The following is a 21,572-nucleotide window of genomic DNA, read 5'->3' as shown; positions in this document are numbered from 1 at the left end:
AAAATGGAAAATATGCTATGTTGGAAGAATAAAAGGACAAGGAGAAGGGTGGCAAAGGAATGGAACAAATTGAATTTCAATCAATCCAAACAAATGGTGTAACACTTCATACAGCAATGGCTGGACCGGAAAATGGCCCGCTGCTTGTGCTGCTCCACGGGTTTCCTGAGTTTTGGTACGGCTGGAAAAATCAAATCATCCCTTTGGCTGAGGCAGGCTATCGTGTTGTCGTTCCTGATCAAAGAGGCTACCATTTAAGTGACAAGCCAGAAGGAGTCGAATCCTACGTATTAGATCAACTGAGAGATGATATTGTGGGTTTGATCAAGACGCTGAGCCCTAACCAAAAGGCGATTGTCGGCGGACATGACTGGGGCGGAGCTGTTGCTTGGCATTTGGCTTCAACCCGTTCTCAATACGTCGAGAAATTAATCATTGTTAATATGCCGCATCCGCGGGTGATGATGAAGGTTCTTCCTTTTTATCCGCCGCAGTGGAAGAAAAGCTCCTATATCGCTTTTTTTCAGCTTCCGAATGCTCCAGAGGCAGCACTTCAAGAAAATCACTTTCAAAAGCTGGATGAAGCCATTGGGCTGACGGCAAGACCACATTTGTTCACGAAGGAAGATGTCTCAAGCTACAAGCTCGCTTGGACGCAGCCGGGCGCCTTGACCTCAATGCTGAATTGGTACCGAGCCATCAAAAAAGGCGGCTTTGAAAAGCCAATTTCCAAACGAATTCTCGTTCCTGTTCGCATGATCTGGGGGATGGAGGACAAATTTTTAAGCAGAAAGCTGGCGAAGGAAACGATTAAGATCTGTCCAAATGGCCAGCTGATCTTTGTCGATGATGCCTCTCATTGGATCAATCATGAAAAACCAGAAGTCGTCAACAAACTCATACTCGAATTTTTGACATAAAGAAAAAAGCTCTGATCAGACGACCAGAGCTTTTTTGATTTATCCGATTTGATTCTTTTTCAATGAAGCAGGTTCGTCGTCCCAGCATTCGATTTTCTCATTGTTTGGAACGGCATTTTTATAGAAAACAGGATCTTTGCCTTCTTTTTTCTGTCTCGTGTAATCCTTCAGTGCTGCAAAGGCGACCTTAGACAGCATGGTAATGGCGATGAGGTTGACGATGACCATGAGTCCCATGAAGAGATCGGCTAGACCCCAAACGAGAGGAACAGTGGCAACCGCACCGAACAGAACCATTCCAATAACGGCAATTCGATAGATGTTCAGCCAAATTTTGTTCGCTCCAAGGAATTCAATGTTCGTTTCCCCATAGTAATAGTTACCGATCAATGTACTGAACGCGAATAGGAAAATCATGATAGCAAGGAAGCCAGATGCCCATGGTCCAATGTGCTGACTGAGAGAAGCCTGCGTTAATTCAATTCCTTGCAGGTTTGTTGTTTTATACGCATCAGAAAACAGAACAAGAAAGGCTGTGCTTGTACAAATAATTAACGTATCTGTTAACACGCCGAATGCTTGGATTAATCCTTGTTTAACAGGGTGGCTTGTTACAGCCGTTGCTGCTGCGTTAGGTGCACTACCCATACCAGCTTCATTTGAGAAGAGACCGCGTTTAATCCCTTGTAATAAAGCACCGCCTAGCGTACCGCCAGCGAACTGTTCAAACCCGAAGGCGTGTTTCACAATCGTGCTGATGACACCAGGAAGTTCCGTGATATTTGTGACAATAACAAAGAACGCAATTCCGATGTAAGCTACTGCAAGCACAACGACAATGTATTCAGAAGCCTTTGCAATCGCTTGGATGCCTTTGAAAATGATCGCTGCAAAAATGACAGCCATCACAATACCGACGGTTAAACGGTCTAAACCAAAGGAGTTTTTAAAAGCGACAGTGATCGTATTTGATTGAACCGCATTAAAGACGATTCCAAAAGAAATCGTAATCAGGATCGCAAATAAAATCCCCATCCAGCGCTTGTTTAATCCTTTTTCCATGTAATAAGCAGGTCCACCGCGGAAGCCTGTTTTGTCTTTTACTTTATATACTTGAGCTAGTGTACTTTCAACGAAACTTGAAGCAGATCCGATAATGGCTACGATCCACATCCAAAAGATTGCGCCAGGGCCGCCAATGGCAATAGCGATAGCAATCCCTGTGATATTCCCTGTCCCTACTCGTGCTGCCATACTGATGGCAAATGCTTGGAACGGTGATATCCCCTCTTTTTCTTTTCTTCCTTCTTTCAGGACACGCAGCATTTCTTTGATCATTCTCACTTGCAGGAAGCGTGTTCTATATGTGAAGTACACTCCAACACCAAGTAATAGAGCAATCACAATATAAGTCCAAATAAAATCATTTGTATGTGTTAAATAAGATAGCAAAGCTTTTTCGTTCATAACATCACCTCTTCGAATTCATCACTGTTCTTTTTAAAAAATACTGAGATCCCACTCTTTAGCGAGCTTTTTCAGCATCATGACACCTGTAATACTATTTCCGCAATCGTCAATGGCAGGACCGTAAATGCCAATTCCACAGCCTGTCTGAAACGGGAACTCTCTTCTTGCGCTTGGCGGAACGCAAGCCATAATTCCTCCAGACACACCACTTTTGGCTGGAACGCCTACGAAAGCAGCAAAATTCCCAGACGCATTATACATGCCGCATGTCAGCATCAATGCCTTTGTTAGTCTGGCGATATCCTTTGGGATGACTTGGACTTGTTTAAAGGGATGGTAGCCATCACTTGATATAATCAGTCCAATCAAGGCGATGTCCTCTGTTGTGACCTCGATGGAACATTGCTTTAAATACACTTCTAACGTATCCTCGACATCCGATTCTAAATAATTGGTTTCTTTTAAATAATAAGCAAGTGCCCGGTTGCGATGTGCAGTTGCCCATTCTGATTGATAAACCTCTTCATTAACAGAAGGACGCTTACCTATTAAGTTTTCGATTAAATCGAAAATATATGCTAGCTTTTCTGTAGAAGTCTTTCCGGGAAGGATGGAGGATACAGTAATAGCTCCAGCATTAATCATTGGATTAAAGGGCTTCCCTGGTTTATGCATCTCAAGACGGTAGATGGAATTAAAGGCATCACCAGTTGGCTCTACATCTACCCGATCCAAGACGTAAGGTACGCCTCTTCCTAAACAGGCAGCTATAAAGCTGATGACTTTTGAGATACTTTGCAGGGTAAAGGGAACGTCCCAATCACCATATCTTACAGATGATCCATCTGGGCCTATCACGCTGATACCAAGTTGAGAGGAATTCACTTTTCCAAGTGCTGGAATGTAGCCAGCATTCTGCCCGTTTGTGTAATATGGACGTATTTCTTCTGCCCATTGATCAACAGAAGACTGGCATGCGTGTTGTGTATTATTAGAAATTGCTGTTTTCATACGATTCCTCCAATCAAAAATCTAAAAGTACCCTATTGAATTGGCGGATGACAAAAAATGCGATCAAATAGGCACGAAAACATGTTACACATCTTCAAAGAACTTGTCATGCGCTGCTTGCACCACTCCTTTACACCTAAATATATGTTCAAATGAAGGCATTGTCGGCGGAAAAACAAAAAGGGTTTTTAGTGAAAATTCAGAAAACGCTTACATATAGTTTCACTAAAATTGTTCATTCAATTTATCTTGGAAACTACACAATCTGACGTAAATCTACAGAAAAACTTACAAATAAAAATCAGTCTGTCGATTATTGTCTAAACAATTCCTATGATTGTCGTCAATGATCAAAACACTGAATAGCTGAAAGGTCACCTTGCTGCCCCGGAGAATAGTCATAAAAAAGGATTTTAGAGATAAAAGGAGCCGTGAAAATTATTTTTTTGCACATTGTGGAGAAAAGAGTCTCCTTGTATACTGTGGCTATGCAAACAGGGGAAGGGATGTCAGTCATTTGAGTTTAAATCAGCTTGTCAAAAAGGACGCATTCATTTTAATTTTTATGATGGTCATTGTGCCGCTTGCAGGAGAGCTGAAGTTTTATCCTGTGAATGAGACGTTTCGCATCAGCTTTGGCGCACCTGCGTTTTTCTTTTGTTTATTACTCTTAAGAAAATCTAGACCGCTATTGCCGGGATTTTTAACAGGCGCAGCTATTGTGTTTTTTCGGGTAGGATTAGATTTGATTCAGCAGAATGCTGATCTAGCTTCATCATTTTATCAGCAATTCCCAAGCTTCTTTTTCTATTTCACTTATGCTTTCCTGTTTTTTGCCGTCAGTACGGGACGCTTTAAACAGCGCTCTATTTTCATTGGGATCATCGGTCTGATGATCGAATTAGTTGCTGATTTTGTCGAGCTGTTTGTACAATTTTTAGTGTTTGATACAACGATGACCTTATCAAAGTTGAGCGATATGTTCCTCATTGCGTTTGCTCACAGCTTTGTGGTGATCAGTTTTTTTAATATGATGAAGCTGTATGAGGCTCAATCAAGAGAGAAGCAGATCATGAAACAAAATGAGCATATGATGATGGTCATTTCGAATTTATATGAAGAAACGGTGCACTTAAAGAAAACGTTAAAACATACAGAGCATATTACGCAGGAATCATACCGGCTTTATCGTCTGCTGCATGAACACGAGGCAGGGAAAAAAGTGAGTCAGGAGCTGTTAAAGCTCGCAGGAGAAATTCATGAAGTGAAAAAGGACAATCAGCGTATTTATGCTGGGCTTTCAAAGCTGATTTCGAAGGAAAATATGCAAGACTATATGAAGGCGGAAGAGCTCGTTCAAATTGTGATCCGGATTCAAGAGAAGTATGCTCTATCTCTTGGGAAAAACATCTCCTTTACATCGGATATAAGGGGCATTCATCTGCATGATTATCATGTGTTTATTTTCTTATCGCTGATTAATAATTTAATGGCCAATGCAGTCGAAGCAATAAAGGATACCGGGATGATCTCACTCGAATTAAAAGGAAGTCATGATAAAATAGAGATTCGGATTGAAGATGATGGACCGGGGATTCCTAAAAAAATGAGAGAGATTGTGTTTGATCCAGGTTATACCTCCAAATTTGATGCATTTGGAACACCGTCTACTGGGATTGGCTTATCCTATGTGAGAGAGCTGGTTCAAGAGCTTGGCGGTCATATTCAAATCGAACCAAAAGAAACAAAAGGTACAGCTTTTCTGCTTGTCCTTCCTATACAAAATTTAATACAGAGAGGGTGAGTGTATGCGATTCTTCATTGCAGATGATGATCGTGCAATACGCTCGATTTTAGGTCAAATCATTGAGGATGAGGATTTGGGAGAGGTCGTAGATGAAGCGGGTGACGGAGTTGGTTTAGAGGCGCATTCACTGAACCTCAAGAAAGTAGACATCCTTTTGATTGATCTTTTAATGCCTGCTAGAGATGGCATTCAAACCATTCGCCATATCCACCCTGAATTCAAAGGCAAGGTCATTATGATTTCCCAAGTAGAGGCGAAAGAGATGATGGCAGAAGCCTATGAACTAGGGATTGAATATTATATCCATAAGCCTGTTAATCGCATTGAAATCGTCAGTGTGATTCGAAAAGTCATGGAGCGTATCAAGCTGGAAAAATCGATTTACGATATACAAGCATCTCTTCGCCACGTGCTGCCATTAGAGCCTGTGATTTCTCAAGGTGCCGGAGCTGCTGGGGCGAAGAGAAGAACGATGAAAGAGGCTGGGGAATTCCTCTTATCTGAGCTGGGAATTGTCGGTGAGAGCGGCTCTAAGGATTTATTGGAGATACTCATCTACTTACATGAAACACAGTCAGCCAATTCTCATGAGGTCAATTTCCCGCCGCTAAAGCAGCTGTTTATCAAAACAGCAGAAAGAAAACTGGATCATGATGCAACCGATGTAGAGGTGATGCGGGAAGTGAAAGCGGCGGAGCAGCGGATTAGACGAGCTATTCATCATTCCTTGAATCATTTTGCCTCACTAGGATTAACAGATTTCTCAAATCCTAAGTTTGAGCACTATGCGTCGAAGTTTTTCGATTTTACCGATGTCAGCCAAAGAATGAAAGAAATGCAGAAGACATCTTCTCCCGCAGGATCGACGGGCAGAGTCAATACAAAGAAATTCGTTCAAATCTTTTATTTTGAGGCAAAGCAGTTATTCGAAGGAATGAGCTGAGGAAAATTTGTTGGTATGATTGGAGAAAATAAACAGAGGAAGGCTGTCTTTCCTAGGATCTGTCTTGCTCTTCAGGTGTCTTTATGATTTAACTGATCATTCTGATTTTTCTTTTTTCTTGAAAATAAAACCCTCCTGTGCAATCGTTTGTTAAAATAGTGAGGTTAGACTAGAATGTCGGAGGTTTTATTTTGGGAAAAATTAAACGAAATGCGCTCTGCCCTTGCGGAAGCGGAAAAAAATATAAACATTGCTGTGGTCAAAAATCAGGCGGAGAACAAACGTCTGAGCTTGTGTTTAAGGAAGCTGTACAAGTTCAAAAGGATTTAATGAATTATGCTTTTTCTAAACATCAGAGAGCAATCAATCAATTCATTAATGAGTTTTCTTTCCTTGCAGATATGGATAAAGAAACGCAACAAATCTCAGTTTTTCATTTGAGTGTATGGGGCATCTTCTTCCGTCCATTAACTGATCAGAAAGAGACTATTTTCCAAGAATTCCTGACAAAGAAAGCAGAGGATATTACCCGTCCGAAAACAAGACAAGTGGTCCAATCTTGGACAGATATGGAACCATCCTTGCTTTTATTAAATGAAAAAACGGACGAGTCTCTTTACTTTGAGAATATGGTAACAGCGGAGAAGGTTGAAGTAGATGTAAAGCCTGATCAAACGGTACTGCCTGAGAAGGGAAGTCTCGTGCTTGGTTTTCCTGTTCAATTTGAAGAAAAAGCAGAGTTTTTCATTCAATATACGATGTTTGCGAAAGAGTTTACAGATACTCTTCTTCTTCAGGTCCGCCAGCTTGTTGACGCACATGAAGCAAATGGAGGAGCGCGCAGCACATTTATGAGAGAATCATTCCCTGATGTGCTGAAGTGCATGTTTGCGAAGCAAGAAGTAGAAGAGTCAGAAACACCTGCTCAAACAGAAGGCGATGCAGGTCTATCAGCAGATCGTATGGACTGGGCAAGTGAAGTTCAGCTCGAAACAGCTAAGCTGATTGAAGACGGAATGAAGGAGCACGGTGACCAGAGCCTGACAGATGGTGCTTTAACGGTTTGGAAAGCCTACTGTGATCAGAAATCACCTGTGATCCGTAAAGCAGCGTCATTTGCTGCGGGAATCGAATACTATATTCATTCACTTGCAAGCGATGCCCCGCTTTCTCAAGCACAAGTAGCGAAAAAGTATGGCATTAGTGCGTCTACTGTATCGAGCCGTTTTAAAGATATCGAAAAAGCGGTGAAAGAAGAGCAAGAGGCGACAGTATAATCTAAAAAAGACGCGGCACCTTCAAAGGCCAGCGTCTTTTTGTAAAATATTATTCTGTGATGATAAAACTGTTCATATATTCTGTTGTTTTAAAGTCGTTTAAATCAATTTTCCACTGACCCTCACTGTTACGTTTCATTTTCACTTCAAATTCAGTAGGGCTTGATGCCGAAGGAAGTTTTTCGAATTCACTCGCATATATTTTTAAACTTTTTTTATACAACTCTTTTTTGGTGATGTTTCCTTTGTAAAATTCTTTTGAAATATCAGCCATTTTCTTCTCTAATTCAGATGCGTCAATGCCTGTAACTTTTGCTGCAACTTCAGCTTCTTCATTCTTAATGGCTTTTACACTAGTTTCTACCTTGGCTTTGTCCTTCACTGTGTTTTGAATGCTTTTGTACATGTTTAGAATATCTTCATCACTGACTTCGTTACCATAGATACTTGCACTTCTTCTAAAGTCTTTAACAAACATTTCATTATATTTATTCACAATATCAGCTTTGTTGTCACCAGTTAGTTCAGGAAACTGTTTATTATCCTTACCGAATACGATGACATCTGTGTATGCATTAAGAGCCTTTGCTGGGTTGTCTAATTTATCTGCTGTATCAAGAATTTTTTTTCCGTCGAGATCAATTTCGATTGGATCATTATCTTTATTGATTCTATTTTCATAAACGAGTTGATATTTTTCACCTTTATCTACCAAGAAATAAAGAGAGCCTGTTACAGATTTACCCTTATTTAATGAATTTGATTTAAGTCTGTCTTTACTGCTATAAAAATCTAATTCTGACACTTGTGAATCACCCTGATAAAGGGTGAAATGACTGCTTGATAATGAAAGTGGTTTATTATCTTTGTTCGTAATGGTTAAGTTGACTTTTAACACGATTTCATTATCTCGGAGAGTGGTTGATGTATCGTCAGGCAAAGTATATTCATAGTTATTCAATTTTACCTCAACCGTATTAGAGGACTTTTTTTCGGAATCTGTTGTTTTTACTGAGCTTTGACAAGCTGCAGAGAAAATCATCATTAATGAAATTACGACTAGTATACTTAATTTTTTTACCATTTCATACTCCTTTGTATATATTTACCCTTTCTTTAACGCCATCAGTCTAATATAAAAGTGATATATTTAATGGGAATCGGGTTTTTTAAAAGGGTTAATTATCCTAATCTCAATTTACCCTATTTATTTTATCGATTTTGTTCATGGTAAGGAATAGGTTTTAATCCCTATTTTGGAAAGTTCACTCCTGAAAACATGAGGGTTTTAGAGGTTATTGAGAGGAAAAGACTAGTAAAAAAGAATTAATATATCTAGAGTTTTTATTTTTAATGAAATAATTTTCAAATATAGATAGTAGCTCTTTTACAAGACGATGACGAATATCGAAGATAATACTTTCTTAGTATTAGGAGGTTCTTCAATCTGGCTACAAAGAGTTAAACTATACAATTTAACGTTTGCCAATGGTCACCCTTTCGTTTTAGTCTATCTTTATCATACGCATCTTCTATTTTCGCGGCGTCCACCTGCAGGTTGATTTTTAGAGAGCGGTATACTTGAATGTTGGAAATGATTCGTGGGAAAATAAGGATGATTATGTAGATAAGGGAGATGAGCTTTTGAAAAAGGTAACGCTTGGACGAACTGATTTGCAGGTAAATCCGATAGGGCTTGGTACGAATGCAGTAGGTGGACATAATTTATTCCCGAATCTTAGTGAGGATGCTGGACGGGAGCTTGTGGAGACGGCTCTTGATCAAGGTGTCAATTTCCTAGATTCTGCTTTTATTTATGGGCTGGGCCGTTCAGAGGAATTAATCGGTGAGATCATTGCCAAAAGAGGCGGCAGAGAAAAGCTTGTCCTTGCGACAAAAGGGGCTCATAAGGAAGTAAACGGGCAAATTGAGCTTGATAACAGCCGTGATTTCTTAAGAGAACAGGTTGAAAATAGCCTGAAACGGCTGCAAACAGATTATATTGACTTGTACTATATGCATTTCCCGGATGGGCACACGCCGCTCGAAGAAGTAGCAGGCACATTAAAGGAATTGAAGGACGAAGGGAAAATTAGGGCGATTGGTGCATCAAACCTTGATTTTGAACAGCTTCAAGCCTTTAACCGAGATGGCTACTTAGACGTGCTTCAATCAGAGTATTCTCTACTGAAACGTCAGGCAGAGCAGGATCTTCTTCCATACTGCGTCGAGCATGGTATTTCCTTTATCCCTTATTTCCCATTGGCATCAGGCTTGTTGACTGGGAAATTTACAAAGGATGCGACATTTGATGATATTCGAGCAAAGGACCCGCTTTTCCAAGGCGATGCATTCCTTTCAAATCTCGAAAAAGTAGACAAGCTGAAGGCCATTGCTCAATCAAAGAATGCAGAATCAGCACACGTCGCACTCGCTTGGCTCTTAGCCCAGGATGGCATTGATGCTATTATTCCAGGGGCAAAACGAGCAGACCAAGTCCTGCAAAATCTAAAAACAAACGATGTTCAACTAACAGAAGAGGAAATCAATCAAATCGACAAGATCTTCTCTTAACACTAAAAAAAGGTGCAGCTATGCACCTTTTTTATGACATTGTGAGAGGGATTTTGATGACGAGCCGTAAATTTGGAGAACGATAAGTGAAATCAAGTGTACCGTCTGCCTTTTCAACAAGCTGATGAATGATATACGTCCCCATGCCCTGATGATCGCCGCCTTTTGTCGAGCGGCCAAAAGTTTTGAACAAATGATCTAACACGTGTTTTTCCATACCCTTTGTGCTGTTTTCACAATGGATTAAATATAGCCCGCTCCGAATAGAGGTCGTGACCGAAATGCTGCCTTCTTTTCCGGCTTGCTTCGCTTCAATCGCTGCATCTAGGGCATTATCAAGAAGGTTGCCAGTAAAACTAACCTGATCCGCCTTTGAAAAGGGAAGCGATGAAAAGGGTGCTTGAAGGTCTAGTGAAAGTGCAATGTCCTCTTTCTCAGCCCGTTGGAAAAAGGGGTGTAGGGTTGAGGCCAAATAAGCATTTTCTCCTTTCATCCATGGGAAATGTTTGACGTATTGCTGAATCAAATCTTTGATCTCATGCTCGTCGTTCGACGCGGAAAAGGCATTTAAATGTCTGGCTGTTTCATGATGTTTACTGCGCAGCTCAAGAAGTAATTCGTTGGTTCTTGATTCTGCGTTTATGAGTTCTTGAAGCCGCCCATTTAACTGTTTCTCTGTCTGCATTACCTTCAATGAGAGGATGTCGACTGTCACCATGATGATGAGTGCCAAAAGACAGCTCAGCCCATTCTGTTGCGTTAGAAACAGCGAAAGGCCTGCGCAGGTGATGAGTATAAAAGCGCCTAATATCACATCACCGCTCGTATGAGGCAAAAATCTTTTGTACATAAAGAATGTATAAACACACATCGCGCAAAAGGTAAGAACCCACAACACAATGGATGATAGCGGCAGAAAAGCTTCAGCAGCTGCATGAAACGCAAGACCCAGCCATATGAGAGCATAAATGCGAAATCCAAGATAGAATGCGTTCACGTTTGTTCTCCTTAAAAATAGTATTTCTTAAAGAATTCTAATTGCTGCTTGGTCATCATCGCTTTTTTATCTGTACCTTCAAAAGACACGATATACGAATTTTTAGCATACGCCGAGAAATTCTTAATGTAATGAATATTGATGATAAACGATCGGTGGGAGCGGATAAAATCCTTTTCAGCCAGATCGCCCTTTAACTCGTTTAAAGTTTGATATGTCTGGATTTCTCCTGATGTTGTCACGATAGTGGTTGACCGGCCCGTTCGCTCAACAAAAATGACATCCTTTTTCTGCAGCACATGAATATCTGACTGCTGTTTAATGAGAAGCCGTCCATGAATGCTTTTCTCCTGTTTGGTGGACATATAGCGCTCTAAGCATTTGGCAATTCGATCAGCTTGGTAGGGCTTCATAATATAATCATGTACATTCAAATCAAATGCATGGACCGCATATCCACTATTTCCTGTCACAAAGACCACATCGACATTCAGTGCGTGAGAGTGGATGAGGTCCGCTAATTCATAGCCGGACATTCCAGGCATTTCAATGTCAGCGAACAACAGATCAATGTCTCCTTGTTTGACCTTCTCATATGCATCCTCTGCTGACTGCGTGACAAAGACAATGTCCACAGCCTCCATTCTGCCCACAATGGCGTGCAGCTTTTCTAAATCTACTCGGTAATCGTCGACGAGACCTACTTTTATCATAAAAATCACCTATGACTCTTCTTATTATTTGTCTATTTTACCATTTGTTTTTTTGAAATAGATCATTTCAAGACAGAAAAAGGACGTTTCGCGACATTTTTATATCAGGCAAGCGTTATTTTTTCTATCATAGACTTAGAAAGTTGAAAGGGGCGAACCAAATGATTACTCTCAGCGATTGCAGCTGCTGGTTTAAAGATAAGAAAAAAGTCGTGAAAGCGATGAAACACATGACGTTCTCCGTGAAGGAAGGGGAAGTCGTTGGCATTCTAGGAGAAAATGGTGCAGGAAAAACGACATTATTGCGCGCCGTAGCCACATTATTAGAGCCTACACACGGAACAGTCACTGTCGCAGGCTTTGATACAGTGAAAGAAGCAACAGAAGTGAAAAAGCGAATTGGTGTCTTGTTTGGCGGAGAGACGGGGCTTTACGATCGTTTGACGGCAAGAGAAAACCTTGAATACTTTGGCAAATTATATGGCTTAGATCAGCATGAAATCAAAGCAAGAATAGAGGATTTGGCAAAGCGTTTTGGGATGAGACAATACATGGATCGCAAGGTGAAAGGATTCTCAAGAGGAATGAAACAAAAGGTGGCGATTGCCAGAACGTTAATTCATGATCCTGACATTATTTTATTTGATGAGCCGACAACAGGCTTAGATATCACGTCGAGTAATATTTTCAGAGATTTTATCCATCAGCTCAAGCAGCAAAATAAAACGATCCTCTTTTCAAGCCACATCATGGAAGAAGTCAGCCAGCTTTGTGACAGTGTCATGATGATTCATCAAGGAGAGCTTGTTTACAAAGGGACACTTCCAGAATTATATGCACAGGAACAAAGTGAAGACTTGAACTATATCTTTATGTCGAAGCTCGCTAGGGGGATTTCATAATGTGGAAAACCGTCTTTTTGAAAGAAATGACAGATGCGCTAAGGGATCGAAAAACGTTGCTCTTAACCGTACTGATTCCTCTTTTGACCATGCTTGGGCTGGTGTTCTTTTATGAAAGCATGATTGCAGATCCAGGGGATAAAGCCTATACAGTCGCCATCAATGAACAGCTTCCAGCCGAAATGAACCAAATGATCAAAGAGGTCAAAAACCTACACCTTGAAACATTTGATGATCCGCAGCAAGCTGTCAAGGATGGGGAGGCAAATGCTTATCTGGAAATGCCGAAAGAAGCAGGTGATATGCTTCAGCATCAAAAGCCATTCGCCATTAAAATTCATGGATATACGACAGATGATGATTCGGTGATCACAGTTCAAATGCTGCAATCATTGCTGGAGCAATATCAAAACCAAGTAGTCGAGAAGCGTTTAGCAGCCGATCAAATCGACACGTCCGTTATTCATCCGTTTGAGGTGCAGTCCGTTGATGTAGAAGAAGGGGATGAAGGGGAAAACGGAGTGACCGCTATGCTGTTGTCGATTCTCCTTCCGATGATTTTGGTGACCTCCGTGATCTCAGGAGCTTTGCCGGCTGCGCTTGATATTGTAGCAGGTGAAAAAGACCGAAAATCTATTGAAGCGTTGTTCCTGACACCTGCCAGCAGACTCCAGATCCTCATCGGAAAATGGCTCGCTGTCTCCATGTTCGGTATTTTAAGTGGGATTGTGGCGATCGGCATGCTGCTTCTATCCACTTTGCTCTTTACAGAAAAGCTGAAGCAAGCTCTGAACTTTGGTGATCAAATGTGGAGCATTATCGGCGTCATGTTTGCGGCGTTAATCATCTTCTCCTTCATGGTATCGATGATTGAACTGCTACTCAGTGTCGTTTCAAGCTCAGTGAAAGAAGCACAGTCTTACATGTCCATGATCATTACGCTAGGTGTGCTCCCAATGTTCTTTACCATGAGAGCAGGTGCTACGCAGCTAGATACGTATTACTTTGCCATCCCATTCCTTAATATTCATGCGTTGTGTAAGCAACTGATGTTTGGGATCATTGATCCAATGTCAATTGCACTCACCCTAGGCTCTACTGCGCTCGTTGTGGTTATCTTATTTGTGGCCGTTAGAGTCATGTTTATGAAAGAAAAATGGATGCTTGCGAAATAAAGAAACGCCCTCTATGATAGAGGGCGTTTTCAGGTGAATGCTGATCATCGTATTTTTCAGTTTAAGAAACCGAATTGATCCAAGTTCTCTAAATAAAATTGAAAATACTCGTCATGAATACCATCTGGATATTCTTCTAACCCATTTTCAATAAGTGCACCTACAATTAAAGCATTTATATACCTATTAAGTTTTTCACAACTATCTCTTACTTTAAATTCTGAAACATATAACCCATCTTTACTTTCTAAAATGATATCAATTCTTCTACCTTCTTGTTCATCAAGCAATAAGTGATTATACTCCCATTCTTTGACTCTCTTGGGGTTTAAGGGATGTTCACGATTATCAAGTATTTCTTCACGATGATTCTTTTTTTCCTCATCTGAAAACAATTGAATCAATAGACTCGGATCATCAATGACAAAACATTTATATATCTTAGTATATTCAAAGTGATCATCATTCAATAAATCTAAAATCTTTGTTTTTGAAAATTCTCTAGCTTTAAATTTAGACGTTATCATCTCAGCAACTCGTTCTTTAGTAAAAATCAATTGATCTTTTTTATATAAATACTGTTTATATAGCTTTTCGTAATTATACATTATTCACCTCTATTAACTTTAACAGGACCTCCGTAGAATGAATGAGCTTTTAATTTCATGGTAAATTTTCTCTTTGAAGTGGTTACTAATTCTAGCATAATAACAATGATAAAAAGTTTAAAATTACCTTAAAATGAGCATATAGAACCTTTTTTTGAATATTTTATTAAAATGGAATTATTTATATTTCGAAGAGTTTTATTAAGGAATAACTTAAATAGAAAAAAAGAGTTGGTGAATGAAAATGATGGTTTACTTTTGGTTTTTTATGATAGAGGGGGTTCACGTTCGCCAAACCAGATGATAAATCATAACAAAAAAACCCCCGGAATCGGGGGTTTTCTTTAGTTCTTGATGAATTTCTCAACTAATGAGCTTGTTTTGTAATCGTTCAAATCAAGTTTCCATTGGTCGATATCATTTTTCTTCATGTTGACTTCTACTGTCTCTTCAGAAGATGATGGTCCTAATTTTTTAAACTCATCTGGGTAAATCGAAAGTAAGTATTTTTGAGCTTCATCGTAAGAAGCTGAACGGTTTTTGCTGTAGAACTCAGTCGCTTTCTCTTTCAAACGATCGACAAGCGGGCTTGCATCAATTGGTGTAAGAGTCACAGTCACGACAGCTTTATCACCACTGATGGCTTTAGTTTTTGTTGATACTTTTGATTTTTCAGCTAATGTTTCTTTCACTGCTTTTAAAAGCTTATCAAGGTTTTCGTCCTTCGCTGAGCTAGAAGAAATACCTGATGAAGTGATGTAACCTTGTTTGAATGATTTATCAAATTCATTCACAACAGTTGATTTGTTATCACCTGTTAGTTTTTCGAAATCGTCGTTTTTCTTACCAAAAATCATCACATCAATATAAGAAGAAAGGGCTTTTGCAGATGCTTGAAGTGTATCTGCTTTTTTCATTAAATCTTTACCTTTAATATCGAATTCTAGTGTTTTGTCATCTTTTTTCGATCCACTGCCTGGCTCTGTGTACACAAGCTGATAGTCTTTTTCTTTATCAACAACAAAGAAAAGACCGCCTTTTGTGACTTTGTCTGCATTTAAAGAGCTTGAAGATAATACTTCGTTGTAGTCATCTGGAGAGATCGTAGATACCTGTGCGTCATCTTGGTAAAGCGTGAAGTTGCTTTTATCAACATTGAGAGGCTCTTTGCTGATATTTTTTACAGATACATTCACTTTTAGTACATACTGATCATCCTGTACAGATGTATCGTATTGAGGTGGTAATGTGTACTCAGCACTTTCTACCTTTACCTCTGCTGCATCAAGAGATTTTTTGGTATCGTTTTCTTTCGCAGCTGTTTTGTCTTTACCACCACTACAAGCAGCAGCGACAATAGTTACACACAAGATCAGAAGAAACAGGGATAATTTCTTTTTAAACATGGCGTGTTTTCCTCCTCGGGTTTATGGTGAATTTCATTGAAAAGCTGTAGTTCATATCATTCTTTTTGCACAAAAAGAAAAATACTGTATGTTTTTTACTGTAGAATGAAGCGAAAGTACTGTCAATACCTCAGTGCGTTTCCGAGGTTGATTGGCTTCAAGTAGTAAAAATGACACTAAGTTGAGAGGAGAAACTTGTAATTATTATTCGATATCTCCTGTAGAAACTCAACATTTTATATTTTAAGGTTTTGAGTCGGATTATTGAATAGGTTCAAATGACTGTTTTTGAAGATGATGTCGCAATTAGAAGGATTTTTATGACTTGTAAATGAGTATATAGTAATGAATATTTTTTCCTGTTATGTGTATGGTCACTTGGTTTGAGTGTTGTTGGCAGCAAGACACATGTCCAGCAAATTTAGACAGGCTGCCTGACACTGAACGTGCTTTTTCATGTCAAAATGGCAGTCATCTACAGAGAAACGCTACATAAAATAAAAGAGAAACGAACTGGAGGTGGATGTATGGCAGTGGTAAGAGCGACAAGCTCTGATATTGATTTAATGGCCAGACTGCTGAGGGCGGAGGCAGAAGGTGAAGGGAGGCGAGGGATGCTGCTCGTAGGAAACGTGGGCATCAATCGTTTGCGTGCCAACTGCTCTGACTTTAAAGGGCTGCGTACGATTCCACAAATGATTTATCAGGAGCATGCATTCGAAGCGGTCACGCATGGTTACTTTTATCAACGAGCACGAGAAACGGAAAAAACACTTGCGCGGAGAAATATTAATGGAGAACGTTTTTGGCCGGCAAAATTCAGCCTTTGGTATTTTAAACCGCCTGGCGATTGTCCGGCGACTTGGTACAATCAGCCGTTTGTGGCAAGGTATAAGTCGCATTGCTTTTATCAGCCAACCGCCGAAACGTGTGAAAATGTCTATAACACCTTTTAACTTGATGAAACGCACAATCCTCTTAGGGTACGAATGCAGAGGATTGTGTTTTTGTTTTTTCCAAAATGGGTAACCATTGTGTATCAACAAGATGAAGCACGTGAATGGAGGAAATCAAGATGTATCAAGATTTAAAAGGGAAAACAGCCATTGTCACAGGCTCTTCAAAAGGAATTGGACAAGCGATCGCATTGCGGTTTGGACAAGAGGAAATGAATGTGGTTGTAAACTATAAAGGCGATGAAGATGGGGCTGAAGAGACCGTAAAAGCCATTCAGCAGCACGGAGGTCAAGCGGTGAAAGTACACGCAGACGTCTCCAAAGAGGAAGGTATCCAAGCCATCATGGATACAGCACTGGAGCATTTCGGTACAGTAGATGTATTCGTTAATAATTCAGGCTTCAACGGCGAAGAAGCGCTGCCGCATGAGATGACGCTGGAGCAATGGCAAAACGTCATCGATGTGAATATGACAGGCGCATTTTTAGGCGCAAAGGCTGCGCTCACCCATATGATGGAGCATGACATCAAAGGGTCCATTTTAAACATTTCCAGTGTCCATCAGGAAATTCCGCGCCCGTTCAATGTTCATTATTCCACTTCAAAGGGCGGAATGAATATGATGACGAAGACGCTGGCTCTTGATTATGCCGAAACAGGTATTCGAATCAATGCGATTGCGCCAGGTACCATGGCGACTGAATCGAATGATGATTTGCAGGATGAACAGAAAAAACAAAAGCAGCTTGAGAAAATTCCGATGAGAACCTTTGGTGAACCGAAGGAGATTGGGTCCGCTGCTGCATTCCTCGTTTCTAAGGAAGCGGCGTATATCACAGGCACCACCTTATTTGTGGATGGCGGAATGACACTTTATCCTTCTCAAATCAATGATTAATACAAAAAACATCCGCCTGTTCAGCCGGCGGATGTTTTTTGTTCGTAGCGTTGTGCGGCTTTGGCTGGTTTGCCGAGCAGCATCGGATACTTGCTCAGGAAGGAGATACATGGCACCATGAGCAGCAATGTGCCGATCGTGTAAAAAAGTGTCCAAGAGAGCTGCGCTGTATCAGCAATATTGATACCAAGTCCATAAAAAACAAATGCTTTCATGATATCGATGCCGGCAAACTGCAAGACAAGAATAACAATAGAATTTCGTCCTAGATACGTCAAAATAGGGGATGTTTTCAATTTAAAGCTTAAATAAATCACGGCAGCTGAACCGAGCAGAGCACATGCATAGAAAATAAAGAGATCACCGTAGTCGTTGACGCGCATATCGATCCGTGAATTAAAGCTCTGCATGTAAGCCGTCAGCACAAGAAGGCCTGTACATAAAAGCAGGGTTGGATCTGTTTTTAATTCCACAAACCACTGCTTTGCTAAAAATCCAATCGAATAAAACACAACAGCCGTCAAGGCAACATTGGCATTCCAAGGAAGACTTTGATCTAAAAGCAAGGTAGTAGCATATCCAGCACCGCCGCAAAGAACAGTCAGCAAGATCACGGCAGCGGGTTTTCCTTTTGTCAGACGATGCATAAAGAAAAATAAAATTTCCACTAAAAAGAGCGTCGTTAAAAACCAAATCGCAGGGTTATGTGTGAGTCTTGCTTCATCTGCATTGGATATGAAAATACCTGTAAACGGAACGAAAGGGTCAATATCCGTTTGTCCCTTGAATGCGAAAAAACGAGTAACGGAGAACCAAAATACATACGTAATGATGGAGAAATAAAGATAGGGCAAGAGTAAGCTTTTGGCTTTTTTCTGAATAAATGACAGAGCAGGGGATGAGGATGATCGAAACATCATACCTGATAGTAAAAAGAAAAGCGGCATATGAAAAGAGTAAATGAACTGCTTGAGCGAATCTGGAATGGGCACATGCGCCATGACCACGAGCAGAATGCCGATTCCTTTAGCTGCATCTACCCAATCGAGTCTCTTTTTCATATCCTGTCATCTCCTTCTTTCTCAGCGTTGTAAACCGTTCTTTGAATATGTACCTCTACTATATAAAAGGTACACCTCTTATGCGTTTACAGTTCGCTAACGATTAGAAGACACATTTGCGATCAGATGACAGACGGAAGGATTTTGACATCTTGATGTTACATTTCCCATTTTTTATGACAATGTAAAAAAGAAGCCTGGGAAACTGGCTTCAAAATAATTCTGCTATTCGCTTGAAGGAACGCTGTTTTTCGATTGGATCAAAGGAATTGTTGAGAATCATGATGTCATCCGTTTGATAGCGGTCCATCAAGATCTGTAATTGCTCTTTCACCGTTTTCTTCGAGCCGACAATCATCCGCTGGCGGTTTTGCAGCACTTTTTTCTTTTCCTGTGTGGTGTAGTGATAGGCACTTGCTTCTTCTATAGAAGGAACGCGGCTGTCCAGTCCTTTTTCAACACGCAGCAGCCATAAATCTGTACTGCTGGCGATCCGGTCTGCTTCTTCATCTGTTTCACCGCAGATGACAAAGACGGCAAACATAGATTGTGGCTGCCTGGAAAAGACAGATGGAGAAAAGTGTGATCGATACGTCTCAAATGCTTGCTTGCCGCGTGCAGGATGGATAAAGTGGCCAAAAATATAGTTGATCCCAAGCTCCGCCGCCTGCATGGCACTATTTTCTCCAAGTCCGAGCAGCCAAACCGGCGGATGAGCATCAACAAGCGGTGCAGCTTTCACGCCTGCATGCGGATGATCAGAAGGCAGGCTGTCTGATAAGTAAAAAAGAAGGTCCTTCAGCTGGCGGTCAAACTGAGACAGGTCTTTATGCACGCCGTCCGTCAAAGCGAGTCTCGTCCTTTCAATCCCGCCCGGAGATTTGCCGACTCCGATCTCAATCCGTCCAGGATAAAGGGCTTCAAGCTGCCGCGTGACCTCTGCTACTTTAAAAGGACTGTATTGAGGAAGTAAAATGCCGCCAGATCCGGTACGCAAGGTCGATGTATGAGCCGCAATATGAGCCATTAATATTTCAGGCGCTGTACTAGCGAGCCCTCTTGTGCTGTGGTGTTCAGCAAACCAATAGCGCTCATACCCAAACGTTTCAGCCAGCTGAGCCAGCTGCGTTGTGTGAATCAATGTCTCCTGCGCTGTCTGACCTTTAGGAATGGCGACTTGATCTAATATATGAAGTGATGGCATCATCAACATCCTTTCATCAACATGCTGAATATAAGTATAAAGAAATCCATGGATGGAAGGAAACGAAAGGGTTTATCCTTTGATCACATGCTTTTATCTTTTCTATATCAACATATGAAACCACATCAATACGCTTCTTTTCAGCAAGAGCTGCTCATCGGGAACTTTCGACAATGTTTCACATGAAACAATTCATTTACGACATGAACCATTTTTAATATGCATCTTTCGTTAAAAAAATATGAAGTGTTTGAAACCTATCTTGAACATAGATCGTATATACTAGTAAATAGAAAAAAGAGTAAGAGGCTCCAATGTCATTTCATGAATTTTGTCGAATTTTCATGTATGATGATTTTAATAGGGTCCATCGCTTAATAAATAGATTTTTATTATGCTGGAGGAGTGATTGATTTGGCGATTACATTAGAAAAAGGTCAACGTATTGATTTAACAAAAGGGAAAGCAGGGCTAACGAATATTCTTGTTGGACTTGGATGGGACCCTGTATCACAAGGCGGCGGATTTTTAGGAAAGCTGTTTGGCGGCGGAGGCGGCGCTGATGTTGATTGTGATGCTTCAGTACTCATGCTGAAAAATGATAAGTTTACGGAAAATAAAGATTTGATATATTTTGGCAACCTAAAAAGCAAATGTGGCAGTGTTGAGCATACAGGTGACAACCTGACTGGTGAAGGAGACGGAGATGATGAACAAGTCCTCGTCAACTTGAGCAAGGTGCCGGGTAATGTGAATAAATTGGTGTTTGTCGTGAACATTTATGATGCCCTTAGAAGAAACCAACACTTTGGTATGATTCAAAATGCTTACATTCGCATCGTTGATCGTTCAAACAATCAAGAATTAGTGAAATATAATTTAAAAGATGATTATGCAGGAAAAACATCATTAATCGTCGGAGAACTTTATCGTCACGAGAATGAGTGGAAGTTTGCGGCTCTTGGAAATGGTACAAATGATGCGAAGCTTGCCGATATTACGAGAAACTATATTTAAAGAGAAGGGAGAGGTTCCTAGTGGGAATTTCTTTAGCAAAAGGTCAAAAAATTGATTTAACAAAAACGAATCCGGGCTTAACAAAAGTAGTCGTCGGTCTTGGCTGGGACGTCAATAAGTATGACGGCGGACATGACTTTGATCTAGACGCAAGTGTATTCCTTTTAGATGCGGCAGGTAAAGCAAGCTCTCCATCTGACTTTGTCTTTTACAATCAAACAACTGGCGGAGGCGGCAGTGTCGTACATACAGGCGATAACCGCACTGGAGAAGGGGACGGAGATGACGAGCAGGTCAATGTTGATCTTGCAGCTGTACCAGCAAGTATTGAGAAGATTTCATTTGTCATTACGATTCATGATGCAGAAGCGCGCAGTCAAAACTTCGGACAAGTGTCTAACGCATATGTACGTATTTTAAATGCGGCATCAAATGAAGAACTCATTCGCTATGATTTGGCAGAGGATTTCTCAATTGAGACAGCCATTATTGTAGGTGAATTATACCGTCATGGTGGGGAATGGAAATTCTCGGCTGTCGGATCAGGCTATCAAGGCGGCCTTGCACGCATTGCAACGGACTTCGGCTTAGATATCGGATAACGATAGCTTCCTATTTTCAAAGACAGGAGA

At 40.6% G+C, this 21,572-nt stretch carries 20 protein-coding genes; 11 read left to right on the top strand and 9 right to left on the bottom strand.

The features are described from left to right. Positions 1 to 59: 59 nt before the first annotated feature. A complete protein-coding gene (locus tag NSS92_RS12840; RefSeq protein WP_267587815.1) occupies positions 60 to 920 on the top strand; it encodes an alpha/beta fold hydrolase in 861 nt (286 codons plus the stop codon). Positions 921 to 959: 39 nt separating this feature from the next. Here the strand turns inward: NSS92_RS12840 and NSS92_RS12835 are convergent, their stop codons facing one another. Further along, a complete protein-coding gene (locus NSS92_RS12835) occupies positions 960 to 2,387 on the bottom strand; it encodes an alanine/glycine:cation symporter family protein (protein ID WP_267587814.1) in 1,428 nt (475 codons plus the stop codon). 33 nt (positions 2,388 to 2,420) lie between these two features. Next, positions 2,421 to 3,401 (bottom strand): glutaminase, encoded by a 981-nt coding sequence (locus NSS92_RS12830; protein ID WP_267587813.1) that lies wholly within the window; start codon positions 3,399 to 3,401, stop codon positions 2,421 to 2,423. Positions 3,402 to 3,918: 517 nt separating this feature from the next. Here NSS92_RS12830 and NSS92_RS12825 point away from each other — a divergent pair. The 3 genes from NSS92_RS12825 to NSS92_RS12815 all read left to right on the top strand — a co-directional run bounded on the left by NSS92_RS12825 (position 3,919) and on the right by NSS92_RS12815 (position 7,428). After that, positions 3,919 to 5,205, top strand: a complete 1,287-nt coding sequence (locus NSS92_RS12825) for an ATP-binding protein (protein WP_340868441.1) — start codon at positions 3,919 to 3,921, stop codon at positions 5,203 to 5,205. Between the two features lie 4 nt (positions 5,206 to 5,209). Beyond that, complete coding sequence (locus NSS92_RS12820; protein ID WP_340868439.1) at positions 5,210 to 6,151, top strand: response regulator; 942 nt, start codon at positions 5,210 to 5,212, stop codon at positions 6,149 to 6,151. 191 nt (positions 6,152 to 6,342) lie between these two features. Further along, positions 6,343 to 7,428 (top strand): SEC-C metal-binding domain-containing protein, encoded by a 1,086-nt coding sequence (locus NSS92_RS12815; RefSeq protein ID WP_267587811.1) that lies wholly within the window; start codon positions 6,343 to 6,345, stop codon positions 7,426 to 7,428. A 49-nt stretch (positions 7,429 to 7,477) separates the two neighbouring features. Here NSS92_RS12815 and NSS92_RS12810 read toward each other — a convergent pair whose 3' ends face one another. After that, positions 7,478 to 8,512 (bottom strand): DUF5105 domain-containing protein, encoded by a 1,035-nt coding sequence (locus tag NSS92_RS12810; RefSeq protein ID WP_267587810.1) that lies wholly within the window; start codon positions 8,510 to 8,512, stop codon positions 7,478 to 7,480. Between the two features lie 560 nt (positions 8,513 to 9,072). Here NSS92_RS12810 and NSS92_RS12805 point away from each other — a divergent pair. Next, on the top strand, positions 9,073 to 10,002 hold the full coding sequence (locus NSS92_RS12805; protein WP_340868435.1) for an aldo/keto reductase: 930 nt from the start codon (positions 9,073 to 9,075) through the stop codon (positions 10,000 to 10,002). Between the two features lie 31 nt (positions 10,003 to 10,033). Here NSS92_RS12805 and NSS92_RS12800 read toward each other — a convergent pair whose 3' ends face one another. Continuing rightward, entirely contained in the window at positions 10,034 to 10,999 is a 966-nt protein-coding gene (locus NSS92_RS12800; RefSeq protein ID WP_340868433.1) for a sensor histidine kinase, read from the bottom strand. 11 nt (positions 11,000 to 11,010) lie between these two features. Continuing rightward, positions 11,011 to 11,712 (bottom strand): LytR/AlgR family response regulator transcription factor, encoded by a 702-nt coding sequence (locus tag NSS92_RS12795; protein ID WP_340868431.1) that lies wholly within the window; start codon positions 11,710 to 11,712, stop codon positions 11,011 to 11,013. A gap of 161 nt (positions 11,713 to 11,873) precedes the next feature. Between NSS92_RS12795 and NSS92_RS12790 the strand changes: the two genes are divergently transcribed. Both NSS92_RS12790 and NSS92_RS12785 read left to right on the top strand, forming a co-directional pair. Continuing rightward, positions 11,874 to 12,614, top strand: coding sequence for an ATP-binding cassette domain-containing protein (locus tag NSS92_RS12790; protein WP_025092774.1), 741 nt, complete (start codon positions 11,874 to 11,876; stop codon positions 12,612 to 12,614). Next, complete coding sequence (locus tag NSS92_RS12785; RefSeq protein ID WP_340868428.1) at positions 12,614 to 13,789, top strand: ABC transporter permease; 1,176 nt, start codon at positions 12,614 to 12,616, stop codon at positions 13,787 to 13,789. The genes NSS92_RS12790 and NSS92_RS12785 overlap by 1 nt, the downstream gene beginning before the upstream one ends. A 56-nt stretch (positions 13,790 to 13,845) precedes the next feature. Here the strand turns inward: NSS92_RS12785 and NSS92_RS12780 are convergent, their stop codons facing one another. Together NSS92_RS12780 and NSS92_RS12775 are read right to left on the bottom strand one after the other, a co-directional pair. Next, the gene (locus NSS92_RS12780) at positions 13,846 to 14,397 is read right to left on the bottom strand and encodes a hypothetical protein (protein ID WP_340868426.1); all 552 of its coding nucleotides are present in this window, start codon (positions 14,395 to 14,397) and stop codon (positions 13,846 to 13,848) included. Between the two features lie 344 nt (positions 14,398 to 14,741). Further along, positions 14,742 to 15,803 carry a DUF4352 domain-containing protein gene (locus NSS92_RS12775; protein WP_340868424.1) on the bottom strand — a complete coding sequence of 354 codons (1,062 nt, stop codon included), beginning with the start codon at positions 15,801 to 15,803 and terminating at the stop codon, positions 14,742 to 14,744. 527 nt (positions 15,804 to 16,330) lie between these two features. On the opposite strand from NSS92_RS12775, the gene NSS92_RS12770 reads away from it, so the two are divergent. Together NSS92_RS12770 and NSS92_RS12765 are read left to right on the top strand one after the other, a co-directional pair. Beyond that, positions 16,331 to 16,759, top strand: coding sequence for a cell wall hydrolase (locus tag NSS92_RS12770; RefSeq protein ID WP_024424361.1), 429 nt, complete (start codon positions 16,331 to 16,333; stop codon positions 16,757 to 16,759). A gap of 119 nt (positions 16,760 to 16,878) precedes the next feature. After that, positions 16,879 to 17,658, top strand: coding sequence for a glucose 1-dehydrogenase (locus NSS92_RS12765; RefSeq protein ID WP_340868422.1), 780 nt, complete (start codon positions 16,879 to 16,881; stop codon positions 17,656 to 17,658). A gap of 20 nt (positions 17,659 to 17,678) precedes the next feature. Here the strand turns inward: NSS92_RS12765 and NSS92_RS12760 are convergent, their stop codons facing one another. Continuing rightward, positions 17,679 to 18,719, bottom strand: coding sequence for an acyltransferase family protein (locus NSS92_RS12760; RefSeq protein ID WP_048238171.1), 1,041 nt, complete (start codon positions 18,717 to 18,719; stop codon positions 17,679 to 17,681). Between the two features lie 211 nt (positions 18,720 to 18,930). Beyond that, complete coding sequence (locus tag NSS92_RS12755; protein ID WP_267587803.1) at positions 18,931 to 19,923, bottom strand: LLM class flavin-dependent oxidoreductase; 993 nt, start codon at positions 19,921 to 19,923, stop codon at positions 18,931 to 18,933. Positions 19,924 to 20,337: 414 nt separating this feature from the next. Here NSS92_RS12755 and NSS92_RS12750 point away from each other — a divergent pair, with 414 nt between their 5' ends. Both NSS92_RS12750 and NSS92_RS12745 read left to right on the top strand, forming a co-directional pair. Further along, on the top strand, positions 20,338 to 20,940 hold the full coding sequence (locus NSS92_RS12750) for a TerD family protein (RefSeq protein WP_048238169.1): 603 nt from the start codon (positions 20,338 to 20,340) through the stop codon (positions 20,938 to 20,940). 20 nt (positions 20,941 to 20,960) lie between these two features. Then, positions 20,961 to 21,542, top strand: a complete 582-nt coding sequence (locus tag NSS92_RS12745; RefSeq protein ID WP_039176267.1) for a TerD family protein — start codon at positions 20,961 to 20,963, stop codon at positions 21,540 to 21,542. Positions 21,543 to 21,572 lie beyond the last annotated feature (30 nt).

Origin of the sequence: Bacillus sp. FSL M8-0166, from assembly GCF_038008825.1 — a bacterium.
GTDB lineage: Bacteria > Bacillota > Bacilli > Bacillales > Bacillaceae > Bacillus > Bacillus safensis.
This window is presented reverse-complemented; position numbering and strand designations above follow the sequence as displayed.

Coding starts and splice junctions, on each gene's coding strand:
- NSS92_RS12840 (WP_267587815.1), top strand. CDS start 60: ATGGAACAAATTGAATTTCAATCAATCCAAACAAATGGTGTAACACTT.
- NSS92_RS12835 (WP_267587814.1), bottom strand. CDS start 2,387: ATGAACGAAAAAGCTTTGCTATCTTATTTAACACATACAAATGATTTT.
- NSS92_RS12830 (WP_267587813.1), bottom strand. CDS start 3,401: ATGAAAACAGCAATTTCTAATAATACACAACACGCATGCCAGTCTTCT.
- NSS92_RS12820 (WP_340868439.1), top strand. CDS start 5,210: ATGCGATTCTTCATTGCAGATGATGATCGTGCAATACGCTCGATTTTA.
- NSS92_RS12810 (WP_267587810.1), bottom strand. CDS start 8,512: ATGGTAAAAAAATTAAGTATACTAGTCGTAATTTCATTAATGATGATT.
- NSS92_RS12795 (WP_340868431.1), bottom strand. CDS start 11,712: ATGATAAAAGTAGGTCTCGTCGACGATTACCGAGTAGATTTAGAAAAG.
- NSS92_RS12790 (WP_025092774.1), top strand. CDS start 11,874: ATGATTACTCTCAGCGATTGCAGCTGCTGGTTTAAAGATAAGAAAAAA.
- NSS92_RS12785 (WP_340868428.1), top strand. CDS start 12,614: ATGTGGAAAACCGTCTTTTTGAAAGAAATGACAGATGCGCTAAGGGAT.
- NSS92_RS12780 (WP_340868426.1), bottom strand. CDS start 14,397: ATGTATAATTACGAAAAGCTATATAAACAGTATTTATATAAAAAAGAT.
- NSS92_RS12775 (WP_340868424.1), bottom strand. CDS start 15,803: ATGTTTAAAAAGAAATTATCCCTGTTTCTTCTGATCTTGTGTGTAACT.
- NSS92_RS12770 (WP_024424361.1), top strand. CDS start 16,331: ATGGCAGTGGTAAGAGCGACAAGCTCTGATATTGATTTAATGGCCAGA.
- NSS92_RS12765 (WP_340868422.1), top strand. CDS start 16,879: ATGTATCAAGATTTAAAAGGGAAAACAGCCATTGTCACAGGCTCTTCA.
- NSS92_RS12760 (WP_048238171.1), bottom strand. CDS start 18,719: ATGAAAAAGAGACTCGATTGGGTAGATGCAGCTAAAGGAATCGGCATT.
- NSS92_RS12755 (WP_267587803.1), bottom strand. CDS start 19,923: ATGCCATCACTTCATATATTAGATCAAGTCGCCATTCCTAAAGGTCAG.